Annotated in this window: 13 protein-coding genes and 1 pseudogene; 7 read left to right on the top strand and 7 right to left on the bottom strand. The window is 70.7% G+C overall.

Annotated elements, in window-relative coordinates:
* Nucleotides 1-47: 47 nt before the first annotated feature.
* Nucleotides 48-1424: an alpha-amylase family protein gene (locus ACH4ZX_RS09460; RefSeq protein ID WP_398270000.1), complete on the bottom strand. Its 1377-nt coding sequence runs from the start codon at nucleotides 1422-1424 to the stop codon at nucleotides 48-50.
* Nucleotides 1425-1679: 255 nt separating this feature from the next.
* On the opposite strand from ACH4ZX_RS09460, the gene ACH4ZX_RS09455 reads away from it, so the two are divergent.
* On the top strand, nucleotides 1680-3761 hold the full coding sequence (locus ACH4ZX_RS09455; RefSeq protein ID WP_398269997.1) for a carbohydrate-binding module family 20 domain-containing protein: 2082 nt from the start codon (nucleotides 1680-1682) through the stop codon (nucleotides 3759-3761).
* A 76-nt stretch (nucleotides 3762-3837) separates the two neighbouring features.
* Here the strand turns inward: ACH4ZX_RS09455 and ACH4ZX_RS09450 are convergent, their stop codons facing one another.
* The 4 genes from ACH4ZX_RS09450 to ACH4ZX_RS09435 all read right to left on the bottom strand — a co-directional run bounded on the left by ACH4ZX_RS09450 (nucleotide 3838) and on the right by ACH4ZX_RS09435 (nucleotide 8951).
* Nucleotides 3838-5535 (bottom strand): glycoside hydrolase family 13 protein, encoded by a 1698-nt coding sequence (locus ACH4ZX_RS09450; protein WP_398269994.1) that lies wholly within the window; start codon nucleotides 5533-5535, stop codon nucleotides 3838-3840.
* Between the two features lie 113 nt (nucleotides 5536-5648).
* Nucleotides 5649-6560 (bottom strand): sugar ABC transporter permease, encoded by a 912-nt coding sequence (locus ACH4ZX_RS09445; protein WP_398269991.1) that lies wholly within the window; start codon nucleotides 6558-6560, stop codon nucleotides 5649-5651.
* A gap of 13 nt (nucleotides 6561-6573) precedes the next feature.
* Complete coding sequence (locus ACH4ZX_RS09440; RefSeq protein WP_398269988.1) at nucleotides 6574-7578, bottom strand: carbohydrate ABC transporter permease; 1005 nt, start codon at nucleotides 7576-7578, stop codon at nucleotides 6574-6576.
* Nucleotides 7579-7676: 98 nt separating this feature from the next.
* A complete protein-coding gene (locus tag ACH4ZX_RS09435; RefSeq protein ID WP_398269984.1) occupies nucleotides 7677-8951 on the bottom strand; it encodes an extracellular solute-binding protein in 1275 nt (424 codons plus the stop codon).
* Nucleotides 8952-9390: 439 nt separating this feature from the next.
* On the opposite strand from ACH4ZX_RS09435, the gene ACH4ZX_RS09430 reads away from it, so the two are divergent.
* Complete coding sequence (locus ACH4ZX_RS09430) at nucleotides 9391-10425, top strand: LacI family DNA-binding transcriptional regulator (protein WP_398269981.1); 1035 nt, start codon at nucleotides 9391-9393, stop codon at nucleotides 10423-10425.
* Between the two features lie 137 nt (nucleotides 10426-10562).
* Nucleotides 10563-11391 (top strand): annotated as a pseudogene (locus ACH4ZX_RS09425) (phosphatase PAP2 family protein); the annotation flags it as partial.
* Between the two features lie 298 nt (nucleotides 11392-11689).
* On the opposite strand, the gene ACH4ZX_RS09420 reads toward ACH4ZX_RS09425, so the two are convergent.
* The gene (locus ACH4ZX_RS09420) at nucleotides 11690-14710 is read right to left on the bottom strand and encodes a bifunctional [glutamine synthetase] adenylyltransferase/[glutamine synthetase]-adenylyl-L-tyrosine phosphorylase (RefSeq protein ID WP_398269978.1); all 3021 of its coding nucleotides are present in this window, start codon (nucleotides 14708-14710) and stop codon (nucleotides 11690-11692) included.
* A 504-nt stretch (nucleotides 14711-15214) separates the two neighbouring features.
* Here ACH4ZX_RS09420 and ACH4ZX_RS09415 point away from each other — a divergent pair.
* From ACH4ZX_RS09415 to ACH4ZX_RS09400, 4 genes are read left to right on the top strand one after another with little or no spacing between them, the layout of a single operon-like run.
* Complete coding sequence (locus ACH4ZX_RS09415; RefSeq protein WP_398269975.1) at nucleotides 15215-16096, top strand: alkaline phosphatase family protein; 882 nt, start codon at nucleotides 15215-15217, stop codon at nucleotides 16094-16096.
* A 1-nt stretch (nucleotide 16097) separates the two neighbouring features.
* The gene (locus ACH4ZX_RS09410) at nucleotides 16098-17348 is read left to right on the top strand and encodes an MFS transporter (RefSeq protein WP_398269972.1); all 1251 of its coding nucleotides are present in this window, start codon (nucleotides 16098-16100) and stop codon (nucleotides 17346-17348) included.
* Complete coding sequence (locus ACH4ZX_RS09405) at nucleotides 17345-18361, top strand: TolB family protein (RefSeq protein ID WP_398269969.1); 1017 nt, start codon at nucleotides 17345-17347, stop codon at nucleotides 18359-18361. The genes ACH4ZX_RS09410 and ACH4ZX_RS09405 overlap by 4 nt, the downstream gene beginning before the upstream one ends.
* A 59-nt stretch (nucleotides 18362-18420) precedes the next feature.
* Entirely contained in the window at nucleotides 18421-18798 is a 378-nt protein-coding gene (locus tag ACH4ZX_RS09400; protein WP_398269966.1) for a hypothetical protein, read from the top strand.
* A 62-nt stretch (nucleotides 18799-18860) separates the two neighbouring features.
* Here the strand turns inward: ACH4ZX_RS09400 and glnA are convergent, their stop codons facing one another.
* The gene (gene glnA / locus ACH4ZX_RS09395; RefSeq protein WP_324784541.1) at nucleotides 18861-20222 is read right to left on the bottom strand and encodes a type I glutamate--ammonia ligase; all 1362 of its coding nucleotides are present in this window, start codon (nucleotides 20220-20222) and stop codon (nucleotides 18861-18863) included.
* Nucleotides 20223-20305: the final 83 nt, after the last annotated feature.

Genomic DNA, 20305 nt, shown 5'->3' with positions numbered 1-20305 from the left:
AGTCCTGAAAGAACTGGTAAGAACTTTCAACCACGCACGCGGGTGGATCAGCAGCTCGACTTGCCCGCGTAGATCGCCAGGGCGGTGTTCGCGCCCAGGGTGGCGGTGAACTGACCACTGCCGTTCACCGTCACGGTCGTGTTGTTCTGCACGTTGCAGTACGTGCCCGCGGGCAGCGAGGTCTGGTAGGTCCGGCTCAGCGCGCCCGACTCGTGGTTGATGGCGACGTACCCCTTGGCGCCCCGCCCGAAGGCGATCGCGTCGCCGCCGTTGTCCCACCAGTCGGTCACCGACTGGCCCCGCACCGCGTTGCGGAAGGCGACCATGGACTTGATCTCCGGCCAGGCGTGCTGGCACTTCCAGCCGTCCTGCCAGCAGGCGTTCACCTGGCCGCCGTTGGGCGGGCCGGCGTCCGTGTCGGACCACTCGTAGCCGGAGTTGACGTCCGGGGCGCCGTAGGGCCAGGCGAGCATGAACACGTTGGCCAGGGTGTAGTTGGCGCCGTCCTTGTAGTTCAGGGTGGAGCCGTTGCGCTCGGTGTCGTGGTTGTCGACGAAGACGCCGGCGACCGAGCTGCTCATGTACCCCCAGCCCTCGCCGTAGTTCTTCAGGTAGGCGAGGTTCTCGTTGTTGAAGACGCGCTTGAGGTCGTAGGCGTAGCGGAACTCCTGCACGTCGCCGTTGCCGGTGTACTCGGTGGGCTGGACGGCCTCCCCGCTGCCGTAGATGACCTCCTGCTTCCAGTAGGCGTTCGGGTTGGTCAGCCGGGACTTGATGTTGGCGAGGTCGGCGGCGTCGATGTGCTTGGCCGCGTCGATGCGGAAGCCGTCGACGCCGAGGGTGAGCAGGTCGTTCATGTACCCCGCGATGGTCTTGCGGACGTACTCCTCACCCGTGTCGAGGTCGGCGAGGCCGACCAGTTCGCAGTGCTGGACGTTCCAGCGGTCCTGGTAGTTCGAGACCTGCGCGGTGCAGTCGTCGAAGTCGTAACTCGAATACAGACCGGGGTAGTTGTACTTCGTGTACGACGAGCCGCCGGTCCCGGTGCCGCTGCCCGCCGACATGTGGTTGATCACCGTGTCGACGACGACCTTGACGCCGGCCGAGTGACAGGTGTTCACCATGTTCTGGAACGCCGTGCGGTCGCCGAGACGGCCGGCGATCTTGTAGCTGACGGGCTGGTACGACGTCCACCACTGCGAGCCCTGGATGTGCTCGGCGGGCGGTGAGACCTGGACGTATCCGTAGCCGGCCGGGCCGAGGGTGCTGGTGCACTCCTTGGCGACCGAGGCGTAGTTCCACTCGAAGAGGACCGCGGTGACGTCCTTGGTGCCGGGTGGGGAGGCGTGGGCGGTTCCGGGGGCCAGGACGGCTGTCGCCGTGGCGGCGAGCGCGGTCGCGGTGACGGACCATCTCCATATCACGGTGGGAGGCTCCTTGCGGTGACGGCCGGGCGTCGTTGCCGGGCGGCGGTGACCGTACCGCTGCCGAAAGGGTTGCAGCAAGGGTCCTGCAATTCACAGCAAGAGTTTTCAGCTTCGACCTTGACGTGACTTGCTCAACTACCGCACCCTCACGAGTCGTTGGACCCCGTCCCCGTTCTTCGGAGTCCTCCGGAGCCTCTCCGGAGACGCTCCGGAGTTCCCCGGAACCTCGACACACCCCTTTCGGAGTCGCACATGACCGACAGACACCGCCCCCCGGGTGTCCTGCGCCGCGCCGCGACCGCCATCGCCGTCGGCGCGCTCGCGCTGACCGGCGCGACCGCCCTGCCCGCCACCGAGGCCCGGGCCGACACCACCGCCAAGGGCGACGTGATCGCCAACCTGTGGGAGTGGAACTGGGACTCGGTCGCCGCCGAGTGCACGAACGTCCTCGGTCCGGCCGGGTACGGCGCCGTGCAGGTGGCGCCGCCCGCCGAGTCCCTCAAACAGCCCAACTACTACTGGTGGGACGCCTACCAGCCGTACTCCTACAACCTCAACAGCCGCTTCGGCTCGGCGGCGGAGTTCGCCTCCATGGTGACCGCCTGCCACACCGCGGGCGTCAAGGTCTACACGGACGCGGTGATCAACCACACCGCCGCCCAGACCGGCACCGGCTACAACGGCACCACCCTCACCAACAAGTACGACACCCCCGACTGGAACCCGGGCGACTACCACCAGTCGGACGACTGCAACGACTCCGACCTGATCATCGACGACTGGTCGAACCTGTCCGAGGTGCAGAACTGCGAGCTGCTCGGCCTGCCCGACCTGGAGACCGAGGAGGACAACGTCCGCTCGGGCATCGCCGCCTTCCTCAACAAGCAGCTCGCCCTCGGCGTCGACGGCTTCCGCGTGGACGCCGCCAAGCACATCCCGGCCGCCGACCTGGCGGCCATCGAGGCGAAGCTGACCAGCACCACCTCGGGTGCGGCGCCGTACGTCTTCCAGGAGATCTACCCGGGCTCGACCCCGCAGCCCTCCGACTACTACGGCACCGGCGACGTACTGGACTTCACCTACGCGAGCAAGCTCAAGTCGGCCTTCCAGGGCAACGTCTCCGACCTCCAGTCGCTGTCGTCGTCCGGCATCCTCCCGGCCGCGAACTCGGTCTCCTTCGTCACCAACCACGACACCGAACGCAACGGCCTGCACCTGTCGTACAAGGACGGTGACACCTACAAGCTGGCGAACCTCTTCCAGCTCGCCTACAAGTGGTCGACGCCGACGGTGTACGCCGGCTGGGAGTGGAGCCAGAGCGACCAGGCGCCGCCGAACTCCGCGGGCTTCGTGACCGACACCGACTGCTCGGGCAGCTGGTACTGCCTGGACCGCGACACGGCGGTCGTCGGCATGGTGGCCTGGCACAACGCCGCCGGGTCGGCCGCGGTCTCGAACTGGCAGACCAAGTCGTCCAGTGTGATCGGCTTCGGCCGCAGCGGCGCGGGCTTCTTCGCGCTCAACAACGGCTCGTCGTCCGCCACGTACACCTTCACCACCGGCATGGCCGACGGCACGTACAAGAACGTGGTCGACGGCGGGGCGAGCACCGTCACCGTCTCCGGCGGCAGCGCCTCGATCACCGTCCCGGCCAAGAGCGCGGTCGCCTTCTACGACTCCTCGTACACCTGCACGGTCGGCTGCGACGACACGGGCTCCGGCTCCGGCGGCGGCTCGACCTCGACGGTGAGCGCGACGTTCAACGAGTACGCGTCGACCAGCTACGGCACCAATGTCTACGTCGTCGGCTCCATCGCGGCTCTCGGCGGCTGGGACACCTCCAAGGCCGTCGCGCTGTCGTCCACCGGCTACCCGATCTGGTCGGGCGAGGTGAGCGTGCCGATCAACACGTCGTTCACGTACAAGTACATCAAGAAGGACGCCTCCGGGAACGTGACCTGGGAGTCCAATGCCGACAGGGCGGTGTCCACGGGGACTTCGGCGGTCTCCCTGAACAACTCCTGGAACGTGGCGAACGCCGACGCGACCGACGTGACCTTCAACGAGTACGCGACGACCGACTGGGGCACCAACGTCTTCGTCGTCGGCTCGATCCCGTCCCTCGGTTCCTGGAACACCGCCGACGCGATTCCGCTGTCCTCCGCCTCGTACCCGACGTGGAGCAAGCTGGTGATCGTGCCGAAGAGCACGGCCTTCGAGTACAAGTACATCAAGAAGGACGCCTCCGGGAACGTGACCTGGGAGTCCGGCACGAACCGCTCGTACACGACGGGCAGTTCGTCCGGCTACACCAGCAGCGACAGCTGGAAGTAGGCCCCCGCCCCGCACGACGCGGCCCGGTCACCGTGGAAACGGTGACCGGGCCGCCGCGCGCGTCAGGCGCCGGGCGTCAGGCCGTCGTCCACCAGACCGTGGTGTCGGCGGGCAGCTTCGCCTCGCCGTCCGCCGTCTCGGCGATCTCGCCGCTGGCCAGCAGGACCCGGCCGTAGGACGGGGTGGTCACCGGCTCGCCGGCGGTGTTGGCGACGCACACGAAGTCGCCGCGGCGGAAGGCCAGTACGCCCTCCGGTGCGCGCAGCCACTCCACCGCGTCGCCCGCGCCCAGGTCGGGGTGGGAGCGGCGCACGGCGAGGGCGGAGCGGTACATCTCCAGCGTCGAGCCGGGGACGCCGGTCTGGGCCTCGACGCTCAGTTCGCCCCAGCCCGCCGGCTGCGGCAGCCAGCTGCCCGCGCCGCCGAAGCCGTACGACGATCCCGTGCGCGTCCACGGGATCGGCACCCGGCAGCCGTCGCGGAAGCCGTCCTGGCCGGCGCCGCGGAAGTACGCCGGGTCCTGGCGCACCTCGTCGGGCAGGTCGACGACGTCCGGGAGGCCGAGTTCCTCACCCTGGTAGACGTAGGCGGAGCCGGGCAGCGCCAGCATCAGCAGGGTCGCCGCGCGGGCGCGGCGCAGGCCCAGTTCGCGGTCGCCGGCGAGGCGGATCTGGGTGCCGAGGCCGGGCGGGTTGGCGAAGCGGGTGGCGTGCCGGGTGACGTCGTGGTTGGACAGCACCCAGGTGGCGGGGGCGCCGACCGGGCGCATCGACTCCAGCGTGCGGTCGATGACCTCGCGCAGCTCCGCGGCGTCCCAGGCGGTGGCCAGGTACTGGAAGTTGAAGGCCTGGTGCAGCTCGTCCGGGCGGACGTAGTTGGCGGTCCGCTCGACGGTCGGCGTCCACGCCTCGGCGACGAAGATGCGGTCCCCCGCGTACTCGTCGAGGATCAGGCGCCACTGGCGGTAGATGTCGTGCACGCCGTCCTGGTCGAAGAACGGCATGACATCGTTGCCCAGCAGCTTCACCTGGTCGTGGGAGCCGAGGTCGGGCAGGCCGTCGGCCTTGACCAGGCCGTGGGCGACGTCGATGCGGAAGCCGTCGACGCCCATGTCGAGCCAGAAGCGCAGGATGGAGCGGAACTCGTCGCCGACGGCCGGGTGCTCCCAGTTGAAGTCGGGCTGTTCTGGGGCGAAGAGGTGTAGGTACCACTCGCCGGGGGTGCCGTCCGGTTCGGTGACCCGGGTCCAGGCCGGGCCGCCGAAGATGGACTCCCAGTCGTTGGGCGGCAGTTCGCCGTCCGCGCCCTTGCCGGGGCGGAAGTGGTAGCGGTCGCGCAGCGGGGAGCCGGGGCCCTCGCGCAGCGCCCGCTTGAACCACTCGTGCTGGTCGGAGGAGTGGTTGGGCACCAGGTCGACGATGATCCGCAGGCCGAGCGCGTGCGCGTCGCGGATCAGCGCGTCGGCGTCCAGGAGGTTGCCGAACATGGGGTCGACGGCTCGGTAGTCGGCGACGTCGTAGCCGGCGTCGGCCTGCGGTGAGGCGTAGAAGGGGCTGAGCCACACGGCGTCCACCCCGAGGTCGCGCAGGTACGGCAGACGGGTGCGGACGCCTTCCAGGTCGCCCATGCCGTCTCCGTTGCTGTCGGCGAAACTGCGCGGATAGACCTGGTAGATCACCGCGTCCCGCCACCAGTCGCTGCGCTTGGCGACGGTGGCGACGGCTGCTCGGGAGGAAGGCGTCGGGGCCGGGTCGGCGGAGTGCTGCTGGCTCATGGCGTCCTTGCGTGACGAGGATCGGGTGGTGGGTACGGCGGCGTTCGTGACGAGGCGGCCGCGGTGACAGCGGGGCCGGACAGAAGCCGCGGCCGCCTCGGGTCCTTGAGGCGTCAGCCCTTCGTGCCGCCCGCGGTGAGTCCGGTGACCAGGTTCTTCTGCACGAGGTAGAAGAACGCGGAGACCGGTATCGCGATCAGCACCGCGGTCGCGGCCATCAGGTTGCGCTGCGCGTCGTGCTCGCTGACGAAGGTCTGCAGACCGACGGCGAAGGTGTACTTCGTGTCCGACAGCATGAACGTCGACGCGAACGCCACCTCGCCGAAGGCCGTGAGGAAGCTGTAGAACGCGGCGACGGCCAGGCCCGGCTTGGCGAGCGGCAGGATCAGCCGGGCGAACGTGCCGAACGGGGTCAGCCCGTCGACGCGGCCGGCCTCGTCGATCTCGAAGGGGATCGTGTCGAAGTAGCCCTTCAGCAGCCACGCGCAGTACGGCACCGCGGTCGAGCAGTACACGAGGATCAGGCCGAGGTAGCTGTCGATGAGCTGCAGGTCCGACAGGATCTGGTACATCGGCACCATCAGCACGGCCACCGGGAACATCTGGGTGACCAGGAGCACCCACATGAACTTGCGGTAGCCGGGGAAGCGCATCCGGGAGACGGCGTAGCCGGTGGTCGCGGCGATCATGACGCCGACGACCGTGGTGCCGAGCGAGACGATCAGGGAGCTCTTCAGCCAGTCGAAGAACTCGGTGTGCTGGACGACGAACGAGTAGTTGTCGAACGTCATCTTCGCCCAGATGCCTCCGGGGTGGAGGTAGTCGTCCTTGTCCGGGCCGAGGGACAGGTAGACCAGCCAGGCGATCGGGAAGAGGGCGATCAGGCTCGCCGTGATCAGGATGCCGTGCGAGGCGAGGGCGGCGCCGAGGCTGCGCTCGCCGCGTCGGCGGGCCCCGCGCGGCGGTTCGGCCGCGATGTCCTTCTTGGTCACGTCGGCGGAGGTCTCGACGGTGGTCGTACTCATGAAAGCTCCTGCCTCAGATCGCGAGCTGCTGCTCGTTGCGGTTCAGCCAGCGGCGGTAGAAGGAGGTGAAGACGATCAGAATGGCCAGCAGCAGGATGCCGTATGCGGCCGACTGCGCGAAGTCACGCGGCTGCTGTCCGAAGCCCAGGTAGTAGGCCCACGTCACGAGGATCTGGGCGTCCGGGGCGGTGGTGCCGAACAGCAGGAAGATCACGGCGAACTGGTTGAAGGTCCAGATGATGCCGAGCAGGACGACGGTGGAGCTGACGGACCGCAGGCCCGGAAGGGTGACGTAGCGGAAGCGCTGCCAGGCGCTGGCGCCGTCCATCTCGGCGGCCTCGTACAGCGAGGAGTCGATGGACTGCAGGCCGCCGAGCAGCGAGACCATCATGAACGGCACACCGCACCAGGTGTTGACCATGATGGCGGCGAACCGCTGCCAGAAGGTGTCCTCCAGCCAGTCCGGCGCCGGCAGGTGCAGGGCGTCGAGGAAGAGGTTGATGATGCCGCCGTCGGCGAGCATGAAGCGCCAGCCGAAGACGGTGACGAAGGTCGGCACCGCCCAGGGCAGGATCAGGATCAGCCGGTATACGGTGCGGCCGCGCATCCGCTGGTTGAGCAGCAGGGCCAGGCCCAGGCCGATCGAGTAGTGCAGGGCGACGCACAGCGCGGTCCACACGATCGTCCAGATGAAGTGCGACCAGAAGCGGTCGTACGACGTCGCGCCGAACAGGATGTCCTTGTAGTTGTCGAGCCCGATGAACTTGTAGGTGGCGTCGATGTGGTTGACGCCGATCGTGCGCGCGGTGTTGAGGCTGTTGGCGTCGGTGAGGGTGAGGTAGAGGCCGTACGCCAGGGGGTACAGCACGAGGACGCCGAGGACGACCGCCACCGGGGCGATCATCGCGTAGGCGTACCAGTGCCTTCGGTAGCTGTTCTTGAGGCGCCGGCCCAGCCCGGGCTCGGGCGCGCGGTCACCGCGGCGCCTGCCGGTCGCGCGGTCGATGGCGACTGTCATGTTCGACACCTTCTGGAAGTTCAACGGGACGGGCCGGGCACAGGCCGGTGCCGCCGGATCCCCCCGCGTGCTCAGGGGGACCCGGCGGCCGATCGTGCTTACTTGCTGAAGTCGGGCACCAGCTTGGCGATGGCCAGCTCGGCGTTGCTCAGACCCTTGTCGAGGGACTCCTTGCCGCCGGCGATCTTCGGCAGCTCGGTGTCCAGCGGGCCCCACAGGGAGCTGTACTCCGGCAGGGCCGGCCGCGGCTGGGCGGCGGGCAGCACGGTCTGGTAGCCGGCGATGCCCGGGTCGGCCTTGACCTCGGCCGTGTAGGCGTCGTCACGGGTCGGCAGGGTGGAGTTCTTCAGCGCGATCTGCGTCTGCGTCTTCGCGGAGGTCATGAAGTTCACGAACTTCAGCGCCGCCTTCTGGTGCGCCGAGTCGGAACCGGCGTACACCGACAGGTTGTGGCCGCCGGTCGGGGCGCCCGCCTTGCCGCTGGAGCCGGCCGGGACGGTGGCGATGCCGAGGTTGGACTTGTCCGAGAAGGCCGAGCCCTTGTAGAAGTTCGTGATCTCCCAGGGGCCCTGGATGATCGCGGCGACCTTGCCGTTGACGAACGCGTCCTGGATGTGGGCGTAGGCGTCGGCGGTGGTGTCGGCCTTGTGCAGGCCCTTGCCGGAGAACATGCTCAGCCAGGTGCCGTACGCCTTCTTCGCGGCGTCCGAGTTCACGGTGACCTTCTTGGCGGAGGCGTCGACGGTGTCGGTGCCCTCGCCGTAGAGGAAGGTCTGCGCGTAGTAGGCCTGGGTGGAGCCCCAGTAGCCGTCGACCTTGGCCTTGGTCTTGATCTTGGCGGCGTCGGCCTTCAGCTCGTCCCAGGTCTTGGGGGCCTCGGTGATGCCGGCCTTCTCGAACAGGGCCTTGTTGTAGACCAGCGCGAGGGTGTCGGTGACCAGCGGCACGCCGTAGGTCTTGCCGTCGTACTTGGCCTGCTCGATCAGGTTGGGCTGGAACTTGCTCTGGTCCGCGAGGGCCTCGGTGCCGTCCAGCGGCAGGAAGTAGCCCTTCTTGGCGAAGGCGGGGGTCCAGCCGACCTCGCTGCGCAGCACGTCCGGGGCGCCCTTGGAGCCGGCGGCCGTGTCGAACTTGTTCTGCGCCTGGTCGAAGGGGACGTTGACGTACTTGACCTTGATGCCCTTGTTGGCGGCCTCGAACTGCTTGACCAGGGCCTTGTACGTCGGCGCCTCGTTCGTGGCGTTGGAGGTGTCCCACCAGGTGATGGTGACCGGACCGTCGGCCTTGTTGTCGCCGCTGTCGCTTCCGCCGCAGGCCGTCGCCGCGAGGGCGAGGGACGCCACCAGCGCGGTGGCCGCTATGCCACGCCGCATGAGTTCTCCTTGAGGGTGAAAGCCCGTGTGGTGCGGGGGGCGGCCCCGTCTGCCGCTCCCTGCTGTGTTGCCGACTGCGCCGTTGCCGCGGCCGGGCGACAGGGAACGTAACAGCGATGTAAGCGCAGCGAAAGACCTTGCTGCAAAAAACTGCAAGACGATTCGAGAGTTACGTGCCCGTGACCTGCCGTCGACACCCCGGAAACCCCGTATCGGGGCCGCTGAGCGCGGTGCGGGGCACTCGTGCAAGACTCTGCAAGCTCTTGCCATATGTTTCCGACGGGGGAATCATCCCTTGCGGACGGACGCCAACGACGACGCCGACGAAGAATCACGAGGGACCTCGATGACGCAGCAGCCCGCAGCGGGCCGTGCAACCGGCCGCGCACGGCGTCCGATTGGTACGCAAAGCGACATGCGCCCGCTACAGTCGAGTCCTGTGACCACACGGCTTGCCGATATCGCTGCTCAGGCGGGGGTGAGCGAAGCGACCGTCAGCCGCGTCCTCAACGGGAAGCCGGGCGTCGCCGCCACCACGCGCCAGTCCGTGCTGGCCGCGCTCGACGTCCTGGGCTACGAACGCCCGGTGCGCCTGCGGCAGCGCAGCGAGGGCCTGGTGGGCCTGATCACCCCGGAGCTGGAGAACCCCATCTTCCCGGCGCTCGCCCAGGTCATCGGCCAGGCGCTGACGCGGCAGGGCTACACCCCGGTGCTGGCCACCCAGACCCCGGGCGGCTCGACGGAGGACGAGCTGACGGAGATGCTCGTCGACCGCGGGGTCGCCGGGATCATCTACGTCTCCGGACTGCACGCGGACACCACCGCCGACATGGAGCGCTACGACCGGCTGCGCGCCCAGGGAGTGCCGTACGTGCTGGTGGACGGCTTCTCGCCGAAGGTGCAGGCGCCGTTCATCTCCCCCGACGACCGGGCGGCGATGACGCTGGCGGTCACCCACCTGGTGTCGCTGGGGCACACCCGGATCGGCCTGGCCCTGGGTCCCAAGCGTTTCGTGCCCGTGCAGCGCAAGATCGAGGGGTTCGTGCGCGCCATGCAGGACCAGCTGGGGCTGAGCGCGGAGACGATCCAGTCGGAGCTGGTGCAACACTCGCTCTACACCCTGGAGGGCGGCCAGGCCGCCGCGACCGCGCTGATCGACCGGAACTGCACGGCGGTGGTGTGCGCGAGCGACATGATGGCGCTCGGCGCGATACGGGCCGCCCGGCAGCACGGTCTGGAGGTCCCGAAGGACTTCTCCGTCGTCGGCTTCGACGACTCCCCGCTGATCGCCTTCACCGACCCGCCGCTGACCACGATCCGCAAGCCGGTCCCGGCGATGGGTCAGGCGGCGGTGCGCACGCTGCTGGAGGAGATCGGCGGGACGCCGGCGCCGCACAGCGAGTTCGTGTTCATGCCGGAGCTGGTGGTGCGCGGTTCGACCGCTTCGGCGCCCGGGGAGCGGAACCGTTCTTAGGATGTCCCGGGTCCTTGGCATGTCTTGGGTCCTTGGCATGTCTCAGGGCGGAATCGTCCTCAGGGCGGAGAACGTGCGGTGCGGACCCGACCGGGGGATGATCGGGTCAGAAGGCGTTTCTGGCAGACTTTGTGCCTATGGGTGACTCGACCGTGACCAGGCCGGAAGACCGCGGGCAAGTGGCCGTTCCGCAGGCCGTCACGGGCGTCGACCAGCCGGGCCGGCTGCGCCGGCTGCGTTCTCCGGGCCGGCCCCGCATCTGGATCGAGATCCTGCTGATCGCGGTGAGTTACTGGACGTACTCGCTGATCCGCAACGCCGTCCCGGAGCAGCGGACCGAGGCGCTGCGCAACGCCGACTGGATCTGGCAGACGGAGCGTCACCTGGGCATCGCCGTCGAGGACTCCGTCAACCACGGCCTCAACTCGGTGACCTGGCTGATCGTCGGCATGAACTACTACTACGCGACACTGCACTTCGTGGTCACGCTGGGCGTGCTGGTGTGGCTGTACCGCAGTCACCCGGGCCGGTACGCGGCGACCCGGCTGGCGCTGTTCGCGACGACGGGCGTGGCGCTGGTCGGTTACTACCTGTATCCGCTGGCGCCTCCGCGTCTGATGCGCGGCGACGGCTTCGTCGACACGGTCATGGTCCACGAGACGTGGGGCTCGATGGCCTCCGGCGACCTGAAGCACATGTCGAACCAGTACGCCGCGATGCCGTCGATGCACATCGGCTGGTCCCTGTGGTGCGGGCTGACGATCTTCGCGCTGGCCCGGGTGCCGTGGGTGCGGGTGCTGGGTCTGCTCTACCCGGCGGCGACGCTGGTGGTCATCGTCGCCACGGCCAACCACTTCTGGCTCGACGCGGTGGGCGGCCTGTTGTGCCTCACGTTCGGCTTCTCGGTGGCGTGGGTGTGGTACGGCAGCGTGCCGTACGCGCTCTCACGGGTGCCGGCGGGGGCGGTGCCGGCGGAGGCGGGGGCGGTGCCGGCGGAGGCGGGGGCTGTGTCGGCGGGGGTGGTGCCGGCGGAGGCGGGGGCTGTGTCGGCGGGGGTGGTGCCGGCGGAGGCGGGGGCTGTGTCGGCGGAGGCGGGGGCGGCGGAGGCGGGGGCTGTGTCGGCGGAGGCGGGGGCGGTGCCGGCGGAGGCGGCGGTGGTTTCGCAGGGGGCTTTGGCGGGAGCTTCGGACGGGTTCGTGGAGGGCGGGTTCTCGGAGGGCAAGTTCGCGGAGGGCAAGTTCGCGGAGGGCGGGTCCGCGGCTCCTCAGGCTCCGTAGAACAGCGTCTCCGCCACGCCCCGGGCGCGGCGGGCCGTGCGCCGGTACGCGTCGAGCATGTCGCCGACGTGCCCGGGGCCGTACCCCAGGTAACGCCCCACCGCGGCCAGCTCCCGCGCGTTCGACGGGAACGTGTCGCCGGCCCGGCCCCGCACGAGCATCACCGCGTTGCGCACCCGGGTCGCCAGCACCCAGGCCTCGTCGAGGGTGGCGGCGTCCTCCTGCGCGATCAGGCCGGCGGCGGCCGCGGCCGCGAGCGCCTCGCGGGTGCGGGTGGTGCGCAGGCCCGGCTCGGTCGCCCCGTGCCGCATCTGCAGCAGCTGGACGGTCCACTCCACGTCCGACAGGCCGCCCGGCCCCAGTTTGGTGTGCAGCTTCGGGTCGGCGCCGCGCGGCAGCCGTTCCGACTCCATCCGCGCCTTCAGCCGGCGGATCTCCCGCACCGCGTCGTCGCCGAGCCCCCGCGCCGGGTAGCGCAGCGGGTCGACGAGTCCGACGAAGGCGCGTCCCAGGTCCTCGTCGCCGGCGACCGGTTCCGCCCGCAGCAGCGCCTGCGCCTCCCACACCAGCGACCAGCGGCGGTAGTAGGCCTCGTAGGACTTCAGGGTGCGCACCAGCGGGCCGGACTTGCCCTCGGGGCGCAGGTCGGCGTCGATCAGCAGGGGCGGGTCGGCGCTGGGCAGCTGGAGCAGCCGCCGCATCTCGGCGACGACCTTGTTCGCCGCGTCCGCCGCCTCCCGCTCGTCGACGCCCTCCCGCGGCTCGTGCACGAACAGCACGTCCGCGTCGGAGCCGTAGCCCAGCTCGTGCCCGCCGAAGCGGCCCATCCCGATGACGGCGAACCGGGTGGGCAGCGTGTCCCCCCAGCCGTCCCTGACCACCGCGCGCAAGGTGCCCGCGATCGTCGCGGCCGTCAGGTCGGACACCGCGGCGCCGACCCGGTCCACCAGCGCGCCCTGGTCGGCCTCGGCCGGCTGGGCCTCGGTGCCGTAGGAGCCGACGATGTCCGCGGCGGCCGTGCGGAACAGCTCCCGGCGCCGGACACCGCGGGCCGCGTTGACCCCCTGCTCGGCGGTTCCGGCGCGGCCGACGGCGGCCAGGATCTCCTGCTCCAGCTGCGCGCGCCCGCGCGGATTCAAGCCGCCGGCGTCGCCGTCGCCGAGCAGCGCCACCGCCTCCGGGGCGCGCATCAGCAGGTCGGGGGCGAGCCGCCCGGCCGACAGCACCCGCGCGAGGTTCTCCGCGGCGGCGCCCTCGTCGCGCAGCAGCCGCAGGTACCACGGCGTCTTGCCCAGCGCGTCCGACACCTTGCGGAAGTTCAGCAGTCCGGCGTCCGGGTCGGCGGAGTCCGCGAACCAGCCGAGCAGCACGGGCAGCAGGGTGCGCTGGATGGCCGCCTTGCGGCTCACGCCGGACGCCAGGGCCTCCAGGTGGCGCAGGGCCGCCGCCGGGTCCGCGTAGCCGAGCGCGACCAGCCGCTCGCGGGCCGCCTCCGGGCTCAGCCGCGCCTCGCCGGGGGCGAGCTGGGCTACCGCGTCGAGCAGCGGGCGGTAGAACAGCTTCTCGTGCAGGCGGCGTACGGCGCCGGTGTGCCGCCGCCACTCGCGGTCGAGCTCGGCGGCCGGGTCGATGCGCAGGCCGAGGGAGCGGCCGAGGCGGCGCCGGTCGGCCTCCTCCACGGGCACGAGGTGCGTGCGCCGTAGCCGGTACAGCTGGATACGGTGCTCCATGGAGCGCAGGAAGCGGTAGGCGTCCTCGAGCTGGACGGCGTCGGCGCGGCCCACGTACCCGCCCCTCGCCAGCGCCTGCAGCGCGTCCAGCGTGGTGCCGCTGCGCAGCGCGGCGTCGGTCCGGCCGTGCACCAGCTGCAGCAGCTGGACGGCGAACTCGACGTCCCGCAGGCCGCCCGGGCCGAGCTTCAGCTCCCGGTCGATCTCCGTGGCGGGGATGTTCTCGACGACCCGGCGGCGCATCTTCTGCACGTCCGCCACGAAGTTCTCGCGCTCCGCCGCCTGCCACACCAGGGGGTCGAGCGCGGCGATGTACTCCTCGCCCAGCGCGAGGTCGCCGGCGACCGGGCGGGCCTTGAGCAGGGCCTGGAACTCCCAGGTCTTGGCCCAGCGCTGGTAGTAGGCGACGTGGCTGCTGAGGGTGCGGACGAGGGGACCGTTGCGGCCTTCGGGGCGCAGGTTGGCGTCGACCGGCCAGATCGAGCCCTCGACGGTCGTCTCCGAGCAGATCCGCATCATGTGCGAGGCGAGGCGGGTGGCGGCGCGGATCGCCTTGCCCTCGTCGGCGACGTCGGCGGGATCGGCGGAGTCGGCGGGCTGGCCGACGAAGATGACGTCCACGTCGGAGACGTAGTTCAGTTCGTGACCGCCGCACTTGCCCATCGCGATCACCGCGAGCCGGCACAGCGCGGCGTCGTCGGGCGCGGCGGCGCAGGCCACGGCCAGGGCGGCGCGCAGGGTGGCGGTGGCGAGGTCGGCGAGTTCGGCGGCGGTCTGGGCGACGTCGACGGTGCCGCAGACGTCGCGGGCGGCGATGGACAGCAGGCAGCGGCGGTAGGCGACGCGGAGTGCGACCGGGTCGGTGGCGCCGGCCAGGCCCCGCTCGAACTCCGGCACGCCGGGGTGCAGGTCGCGCGGCTCGTACGTGACGAGCGCCTCCCAGTCGCGGGGGTGGCGGGCGAGGTGGTCGGCGAGGGCGGCGGACGCGCCGAGCACGCCGAGGAGGCGGTCCCGGAAGGGCTTGGCCGAGGTCAGCGTGTCGAGCAGTTCGCGGCGGGCGGTGGGGGCGGGGCCGGGCTGGGCTTCGAGGAGGCGGACCAGGCCGTGCAGGGCCAGGTCGGGGTCGGCGGTGGCGCCGAGCGCGTCCAGCAGGATCGGGTCGTCGCGTACGGCGGTGAGTTCCGGGCTGTCCAGGAGGCGCTCGGCGGCCGAGGGGTCGGTGAAGCCGTGCCGCAGGAGCCGTATGAAGGTGCTGCTTCTGCGCCCCGGCGCGGTCATCCTCGGCCTCCTGTCGGAACACGGCGGTACGCGTTGAGCCTAACTGCCTGCGGCGGCGAGTGCGTTGTGCCTGCGGCTGCGGGTGCGTTGTGCCTGCGGCTGCGGGTGGGTTGTGCCTGCGGCGGCCTGCGCGGGTTTCGGGGGGTGCGCGTAGCGCGGGCGGTGGCGTGTGGGTCGGGGCCGGGACGGGGGTGTCCGTCCTCGGAACGGCGCGGAATCGGGGGTTCGAGAGGTACGGGCGTTGACGCGCCAACCGCTGCGGGCGGACACCCCCGTCCCGTCCCCTTCCCGCCGTGCGCGGGCGCGGGTCGCGCGACGGCCCGTACGTGCCTCCCGCCGGTGGCGCTACGGCTTCACCGGTGCGGGTGGCGGGGTTGTTCGGGGGGCGCTTCAGTAGTTCACGTGGACTTCATCCGGTGGGGTGGGTGAGTGTGGAGTGGGAAGCTTTTGACGTGTGCATGCTTTCTGGGCACCGCCAGTCCTGTCCCCCTCCGGGAGGTAGATGTGTCCGGCAGTTTCGTGTTCCGACGCAGCCGTGCCGCGCTCGCGTCGTTCGGCCTCACCGCGGCGGCCGCCGGTGTGTGGGCCGGTCTCGGCGGCTCGTCGTCCGCCGCGACCGGCGTGCCGGCCCCGGACCACGTCGTGGTCGTGGTCTTCGAGAACCACGCCTACAGCCAGGTGATCGGCTCCTCCAGCGCCCCGTACATCAACTCGCTGAAGTCCGGCGGCGCCAACCTCACCCAGGCGTACGCCGAGACGCACCCGAGCCAGCCCAACTACTACGCGATGTTCTCGGGCTCCACCCAGGGCGTCACGGACGACAGCTGCGTCACGCCGGGCTTCTCGTCGGCCGCCAACCTGGCCTCCGAGGTGATCGCCGCGGGCGGCACCTGGGCCAGTTACAACGAGTCGCTGCCGAGCCAGGGCTCGACCACGTGCAGCAGCGGGAACTACGCGCAGAAGCACAACCCGTGGTTCGGCTTCAGCAACGTGCCGACGTCGAGTGCCAAGACGCTGGCGCAGTTCCCGGCCGACTACTCGACGCTGCCGGACGTGTCGTACGTGATCCCCAACCTGTGCAGCGACATGCACGACTGCTCGGTGTCGACCGGTGACACCTGGCTGAAGAACAATCTCGGCGCCTACGCGACCTGGGCCAAGACGCACAACAGCCTCCTGGTCGTCACCTTCGACGAGGACAACCGGCTCAGCGGCAACCGCATCCCGACGGTGCTGTACGGGCAGCCGGTGGCCGCGGGATCGTCGACCTCCACGACGTACAACCACTACGACCTGCTGCGCACGCTGGAGGACTCGCAGGGGCTGAGCAGCCATGCGGGCAACGCGGCCTCCGCCAAGGACATCACGGGCATCTGGGCGTCCTGACATGTACGTAGCGGACAGCCGCGCGACTCCGGCGTCCGCGGACGGCGCCGTCCGGCCCTCGGCCGGGCGGCGCGTCGCGGTCGCCCCCACGGTCCTCGCGCTCGGCACGGTCAGCCTGATCACCGATGTGTCGTCGGAGATGGTGACGGCGGTGCTGCCGCTGTACCTGGTGGCGGGGCTGGGTCTGTCGCCGCTGGGCTTCGGGCTGCTGGACGGCGTCTACAACGGCTTCTCGGCGCTCGTCCGGCTGGCCGGGGGCCACCTGGCCGACCGGGGCGGGGGCCGGCACAAGTGGGTGGCCGGTCTTGGGTACGGCATCTCGGCCGTGTGCAAGCCGCTGCTGCTGGTGGCGCACTCGCTGACGCCGATCAGGCTGGTGCTGGCCGCCGACCGCACCGGCAAGGGGCTGCGCACCGCCCCGCGCGACGCCCTGATCTCGTTGTCGTCCACGCCGGAGACGCTGGGGCGGGCCTTCGGCGTGCACCGGGCCATGGACACGGCGGGCGCGCTGCTGGGCCCGCTGGCGGCCTTCTGGATCCTGCGGGCCACGGTGGACGGCTACGACGCCGTCTTCACGGTGAGCTTCTGCGTCGCCGCGGTGGGTGTGCTGGTGCTGGTGCTGTTCGTGCCGGGCGGGGCGCGGTCGGGGCAGGTGTCCGAGCGGCCCACGCTGCGGGCGGCGGTGGGGCTGCTGCGGCGGCGCGAGTTGCGGCGGCTGACGATGTGCGCGGTGCTGCTGGGTCTGGCGACGGTCAGCGACTCGTTCGTCTACCTGCTGTTGCAACGCCGTACGGGGGTCGCCGACCGGTGGTTCGCGCTGCTGCCGCTGGGGACGGCCGCCGCGTTCCTGCTGCTGGCGGTGGTGCTGGGGCGGCTGGCGGACCGGGCGGGGCGGTGGCGGGTGTTCCTGGCCGGGCACGGGGCGCTGCTGCTGGCGTACGGGCTGCTGCTCACGTCGTGGCACGGCGCCGCGATGCCGTACGCCGTCCTGGCGCTGCTCGGCGGTTTCTACGCCGCGACCGACGGCGTGCTGATGGCGGCGGCGTCGGACGGGGTTCCGGAGGAGTTGCGCTCGTCGGGGCTGGCGGTCGTGCAGACCGGGCAGGCGCTCGCCCGGTTCGCGTGCTCGCTGGGCTTCGGCGCGGCCTGGACGCTGTGGGGCGACCGTGCGGCGCTGCTGGCGTCGACGGCGGCGCTGGCGGTGTGCGCGGCCGTGTCCGTGACCGTGCTGAGGAAGGGCTGTGCGTCATGACCGCTCGCAACCGCGTCGTCGTCCTGCTGTCGGCCGTGGTGGTGCTGGCGGCGGTCGCGGTGGCGTCCGTGCTGCACGCGTCGGCGCGCGCGGAGCGCCGGGACCGGGCCCGGCCGGGCGGGCCGCGGGTGACCTCCGGGAAGGTCGTCCTGACCGCGCCGGGCCGGCTGGTCTTCCGCAACATGGCCTGGGGTCCGCACCGCGACGAGCTGACCACGGTCGCGGCCTCGGACCCGGCCGGCCCCCGGCTCGCCTCGGGCGTCAAGTGCCTGCGCCTGCACGTCGCCGCGGGCACGGGCGTGTGCCTGCAGGCGGTGCACGGCGCGGTCTCGGACACCTACCGGGCCCTCGTACTGGACGCGCGTCTGCGGGTGAGGGCCCGTTACGACGTTCCCGGCATCCCCTCCCGGGCCCGGGTCTCGCCGACCGGCCACCTGGCCACGTGGACCGCGTTCGTCGGCGGCGACTCGTACGCGGGGACGGATTTCTCGACGCGGGCGGCGATCGTGGACGTGCGCACGGGGAAGCTGATCCCGTCGCTGGAGGCGTTCCGGATCGTGAGGGACGGGCACCCCTACCGCTCGTCGGACGTGAACTTCTGGGGCGTGACCTTCGCCGCGGACGACCGCACGTTCTACGCGACGCTGGCGACGAAGGGGCGCACCTACCTGGTCCGCGGCGACCTGCGCACCCGCACGGTCACCACCCTGCGCGCGAACGTCGAATGCCCGTCCCTCTCCCCCGACGGCACCCGCGTCGCCTTCAAGAAGCGGGTCCCGGGCCTGCCGAAGGACGCCCCGTGGCGCCTGTACGTCCTCAACCTGCGCACGATGCGCGAAACCCCGCTGGCAGAACCCCGCAGCGTCGACGACCAGGCCCTCTGGCAGAGCACCGACACCCTCGTCTACGCCCTCCCGGGCGACTACGGAGCCGACCTGTACGAAGTCCCGGCGGACGGCACGGGCAAGCCCCGGCGCATCAGCACGGCGGCGGTTTCCCCGGCCTACCCGTAGCGAAGCGCGGACCTCACGAAGCTCGCCGGCGGACAGGCGACTCGACAGGGGGGACCACGATGGCCACCGCCGCACACGGCCGTGAACCGGAACCGACGGCGCTGGTCCTGCCCCGGCCGGCGTCCGAGATGTTCCCCGTCACGTCGGCAGCGTCGGCGAGCGGCAAGGGCGTGCAGGTCATGCCGGTGGACGCGGAGCTCACCGCACAGCAGGCCGCGGATCTGATGCGAGCCAGCGATGCCCCACATGTGCCGCAGGATGTTCGTGGCCGTGATCGAGTAGCGCCAGCCGGTCTTCTTCTCGAAGTCGGTGTGAAGCTTCCCCTTGATCGTGAACGCCTGGAGACGTGGGTCGATGCCTGCGGCATCGGCGGATTCTTCCGCAGCGAACGATGTGACCTCGCTCCGGGACTCCTTCTGCCACCTGCTCCGCGGTAGTGACGCGGCGGGGCCGGCGGTCTGTGACCGTCGGCCCCGCCGGGAACCCGCCTGACCTGCGCCTACAGCACCGGCAGCAGGTTCTTCAGTTCGAAGGCCGTGACCTCGGAGCGGTACGCCTCCCATTCCTGGCGCTTGTTGCGGAGGAAGAAGTCGAAGACGTGCTCGCCCAGCGTCTCGGCGACCAGGTCGCTGCGTTCCATCAGGGAGAGGGCCTCGCCGAGGTTCTGCGGGAGGGGCTCGATGCCCATCGCGCGGCGTTCGGCGTCGGAGAGGGCCCAGACGTCGTCCTCGGCGCCCGGCGGGAGCTCGTAGCCCTCCTCGATGCCCTTCAGGCCGGCGGCGAGCAGGACGGCGTACGCCAGGTAGGGGTTGGCGCCGGAGTCCAGGGAGCGGACCTCCACGCGGGCGGAGCCGGTCTTGCCGGGCTTGTACATCGGCACCCGGACCAGGGCGGAGCGGTTGTTGTGGCCCCAGCAGATGTAGGAGGGGGCCTCTCCGCCGGCGCCGGCGGTGCGTTCGGAGCCGCCCCAGATGCGCTTGTAGGAGTTCACCCACTGGTTGGTGACCGCGGAGGTCTCCGCCGCGTGCCGCAGCAGGCCCGCGATGAAGGAGCGGCCGACCTTGGAGAGCTGGTACTCGGCGCCCGACTCGTAGAAGGCGTTGCGGTCGCCCTCGAAGAGGGAGAGGTGCGTGTGCATGCCGGAGCCGGGGTGCTCGGAGAACGGCTTCGGCATGAACGTCGCCTGCACGCCCTGCTCCAGCGCCACCTGCTTCATCACCAGGCGGAACGTCATGAGGTTGTCCGCCGTGGAGAGCGCGTCGGCGTAGCGCAGGTCGATCTCCTGCTGGCCGGGGGCGCCCTCGTGGTGGGAGAACTCCACCGAGATGCCCATCGACTCCAGCATGGTGATCGCCTGGCGGCGGAAGTCCATGCCGATGTTCTGCGGGGTGTGGTCGAAGTAGCCGGAGTTGTCGGCCGGGGTCGGGCGGGAGCCGTCCACCGGCTTGTCCTTCAGCAGGAAGAACTCGATCTCCGGGTGGGTGTAGAAGGTGAAGCCCAGGTCGGAGGTGCGGGCCAGGGCGCGCTTGAGGACGTAGCGCGGGTCCGCGAAGGACGGCGAGCCGTCCGGCATCAGGATGTCGCAGAACATGCGGGCGGTGCCGGGGGCCTCGGCGCGCCAGGGCAGGATCTGGAAGGTCGACGGGTCCGGCTTGGCGATCATGTCGGACTCGTAGACCCGGGCGAAGCCCTCGATCGCCGAGCCGTCGAAGCCGATGCCCTCGTCGAACGCCTGCTCCAGCTCGGCGGGGGCCACGGCCACGGACTTCAGGAAGCCCAGCACGTCCGTGAACCACAGGCGTACGAACCGGATGTCGCGCTCCTCCAACGTCCGGAGCACGAACTCCTGCTGCTTGTCCATCTTCCGCTTCCCCATCCTTGCTGGTCAGGCCGTTCGTCTCCCCGCCACGGGAGGCGGTCGGGCACCTGAGCATCCCACCACAA

It is taken from the genome of Streptomyces sp. NPDC020490 (assembly GCF_044335305.1).
Classification (GTDB): domain Bacteria; phylum Actinomycetota; class Actinomycetes; order Streptomycetales; family Streptomycetaceae; genus Streptomyces.
This window is presented reverse-complemented; position numbering and strand designations above follow the sequence as displayed.

Coding starts and splice junctions, on each gene's coding strand:
- ACH4ZX_RS09445 (WP_398269991.1), bottom strand. CDS start 6,560: ATGAGTACGACCACCGTCGAGACCTCCGCCGACGTGACCAAGAAGGAC.
- ACH4ZX_RS09450 (WP_398269994.1), bottom strand. CDS start 5,535: ATGAGCCAGCAGCACTCCGCCGACCCGGCCCCGACGCCTTCCTCCCGA.
- ACH4ZX_RS09420 (WP_398269978.1), bottom strand. CDS start 14,710: ATGACCGCGCCGGGGCGCAGAAGCAGCACCTTCATACGGCTCCTGCGG.
- ACH4ZX_RS09410 (WP_398269972.1), top strand. CDS start 16,098: ATGTACGTAGCGGACAGCCGCGCGACTCCGGCGTCCGCGGACGGCGCC.
- glnA (WP_324784541.1), bottom strand. CDS start 20,222: ATGGACAAGCAGCAGGAGTTCGTGCTCCGGACGTTGGAGGAGCGCGAC.
- ACH4ZX_RS09405 (WP_398269969.1), top strand. CDS start 17,345: ATGACCGCTCGCAACCGCGTCGTCGTCCTGCTGTCGGCCGTGGTGGTG.
- ACH4ZX_RS09400 (WP_398269966.1), top strand. CDS start 18,421: ATGGCCACCGCCGCACACGGCCGTGAACCGGAACCGACGGCGCTGGTC.
- ACH4ZX_RS09435 (WP_398269984.1), bottom strand. CDS start 8,951: ATGCGGCGTGGCATAGCGGCCACCGCGCTGGTGGCGTCCCTCGCCCTC.
- ACH4ZX_RS09440 (WP_398269988.1), bottom strand. CDS start 7,578: ATGACAGTCGCCATCGACCGCGCGACCGGCAGGCGCCGCGGTGACCGC.
- ACH4ZX_RS09455 (WP_398269997.1), top strand. CDS start 1,680: ATGACCGACAGACACCGCCCCCCGGGTGTCCTGCGCCGCGCCGCGACC.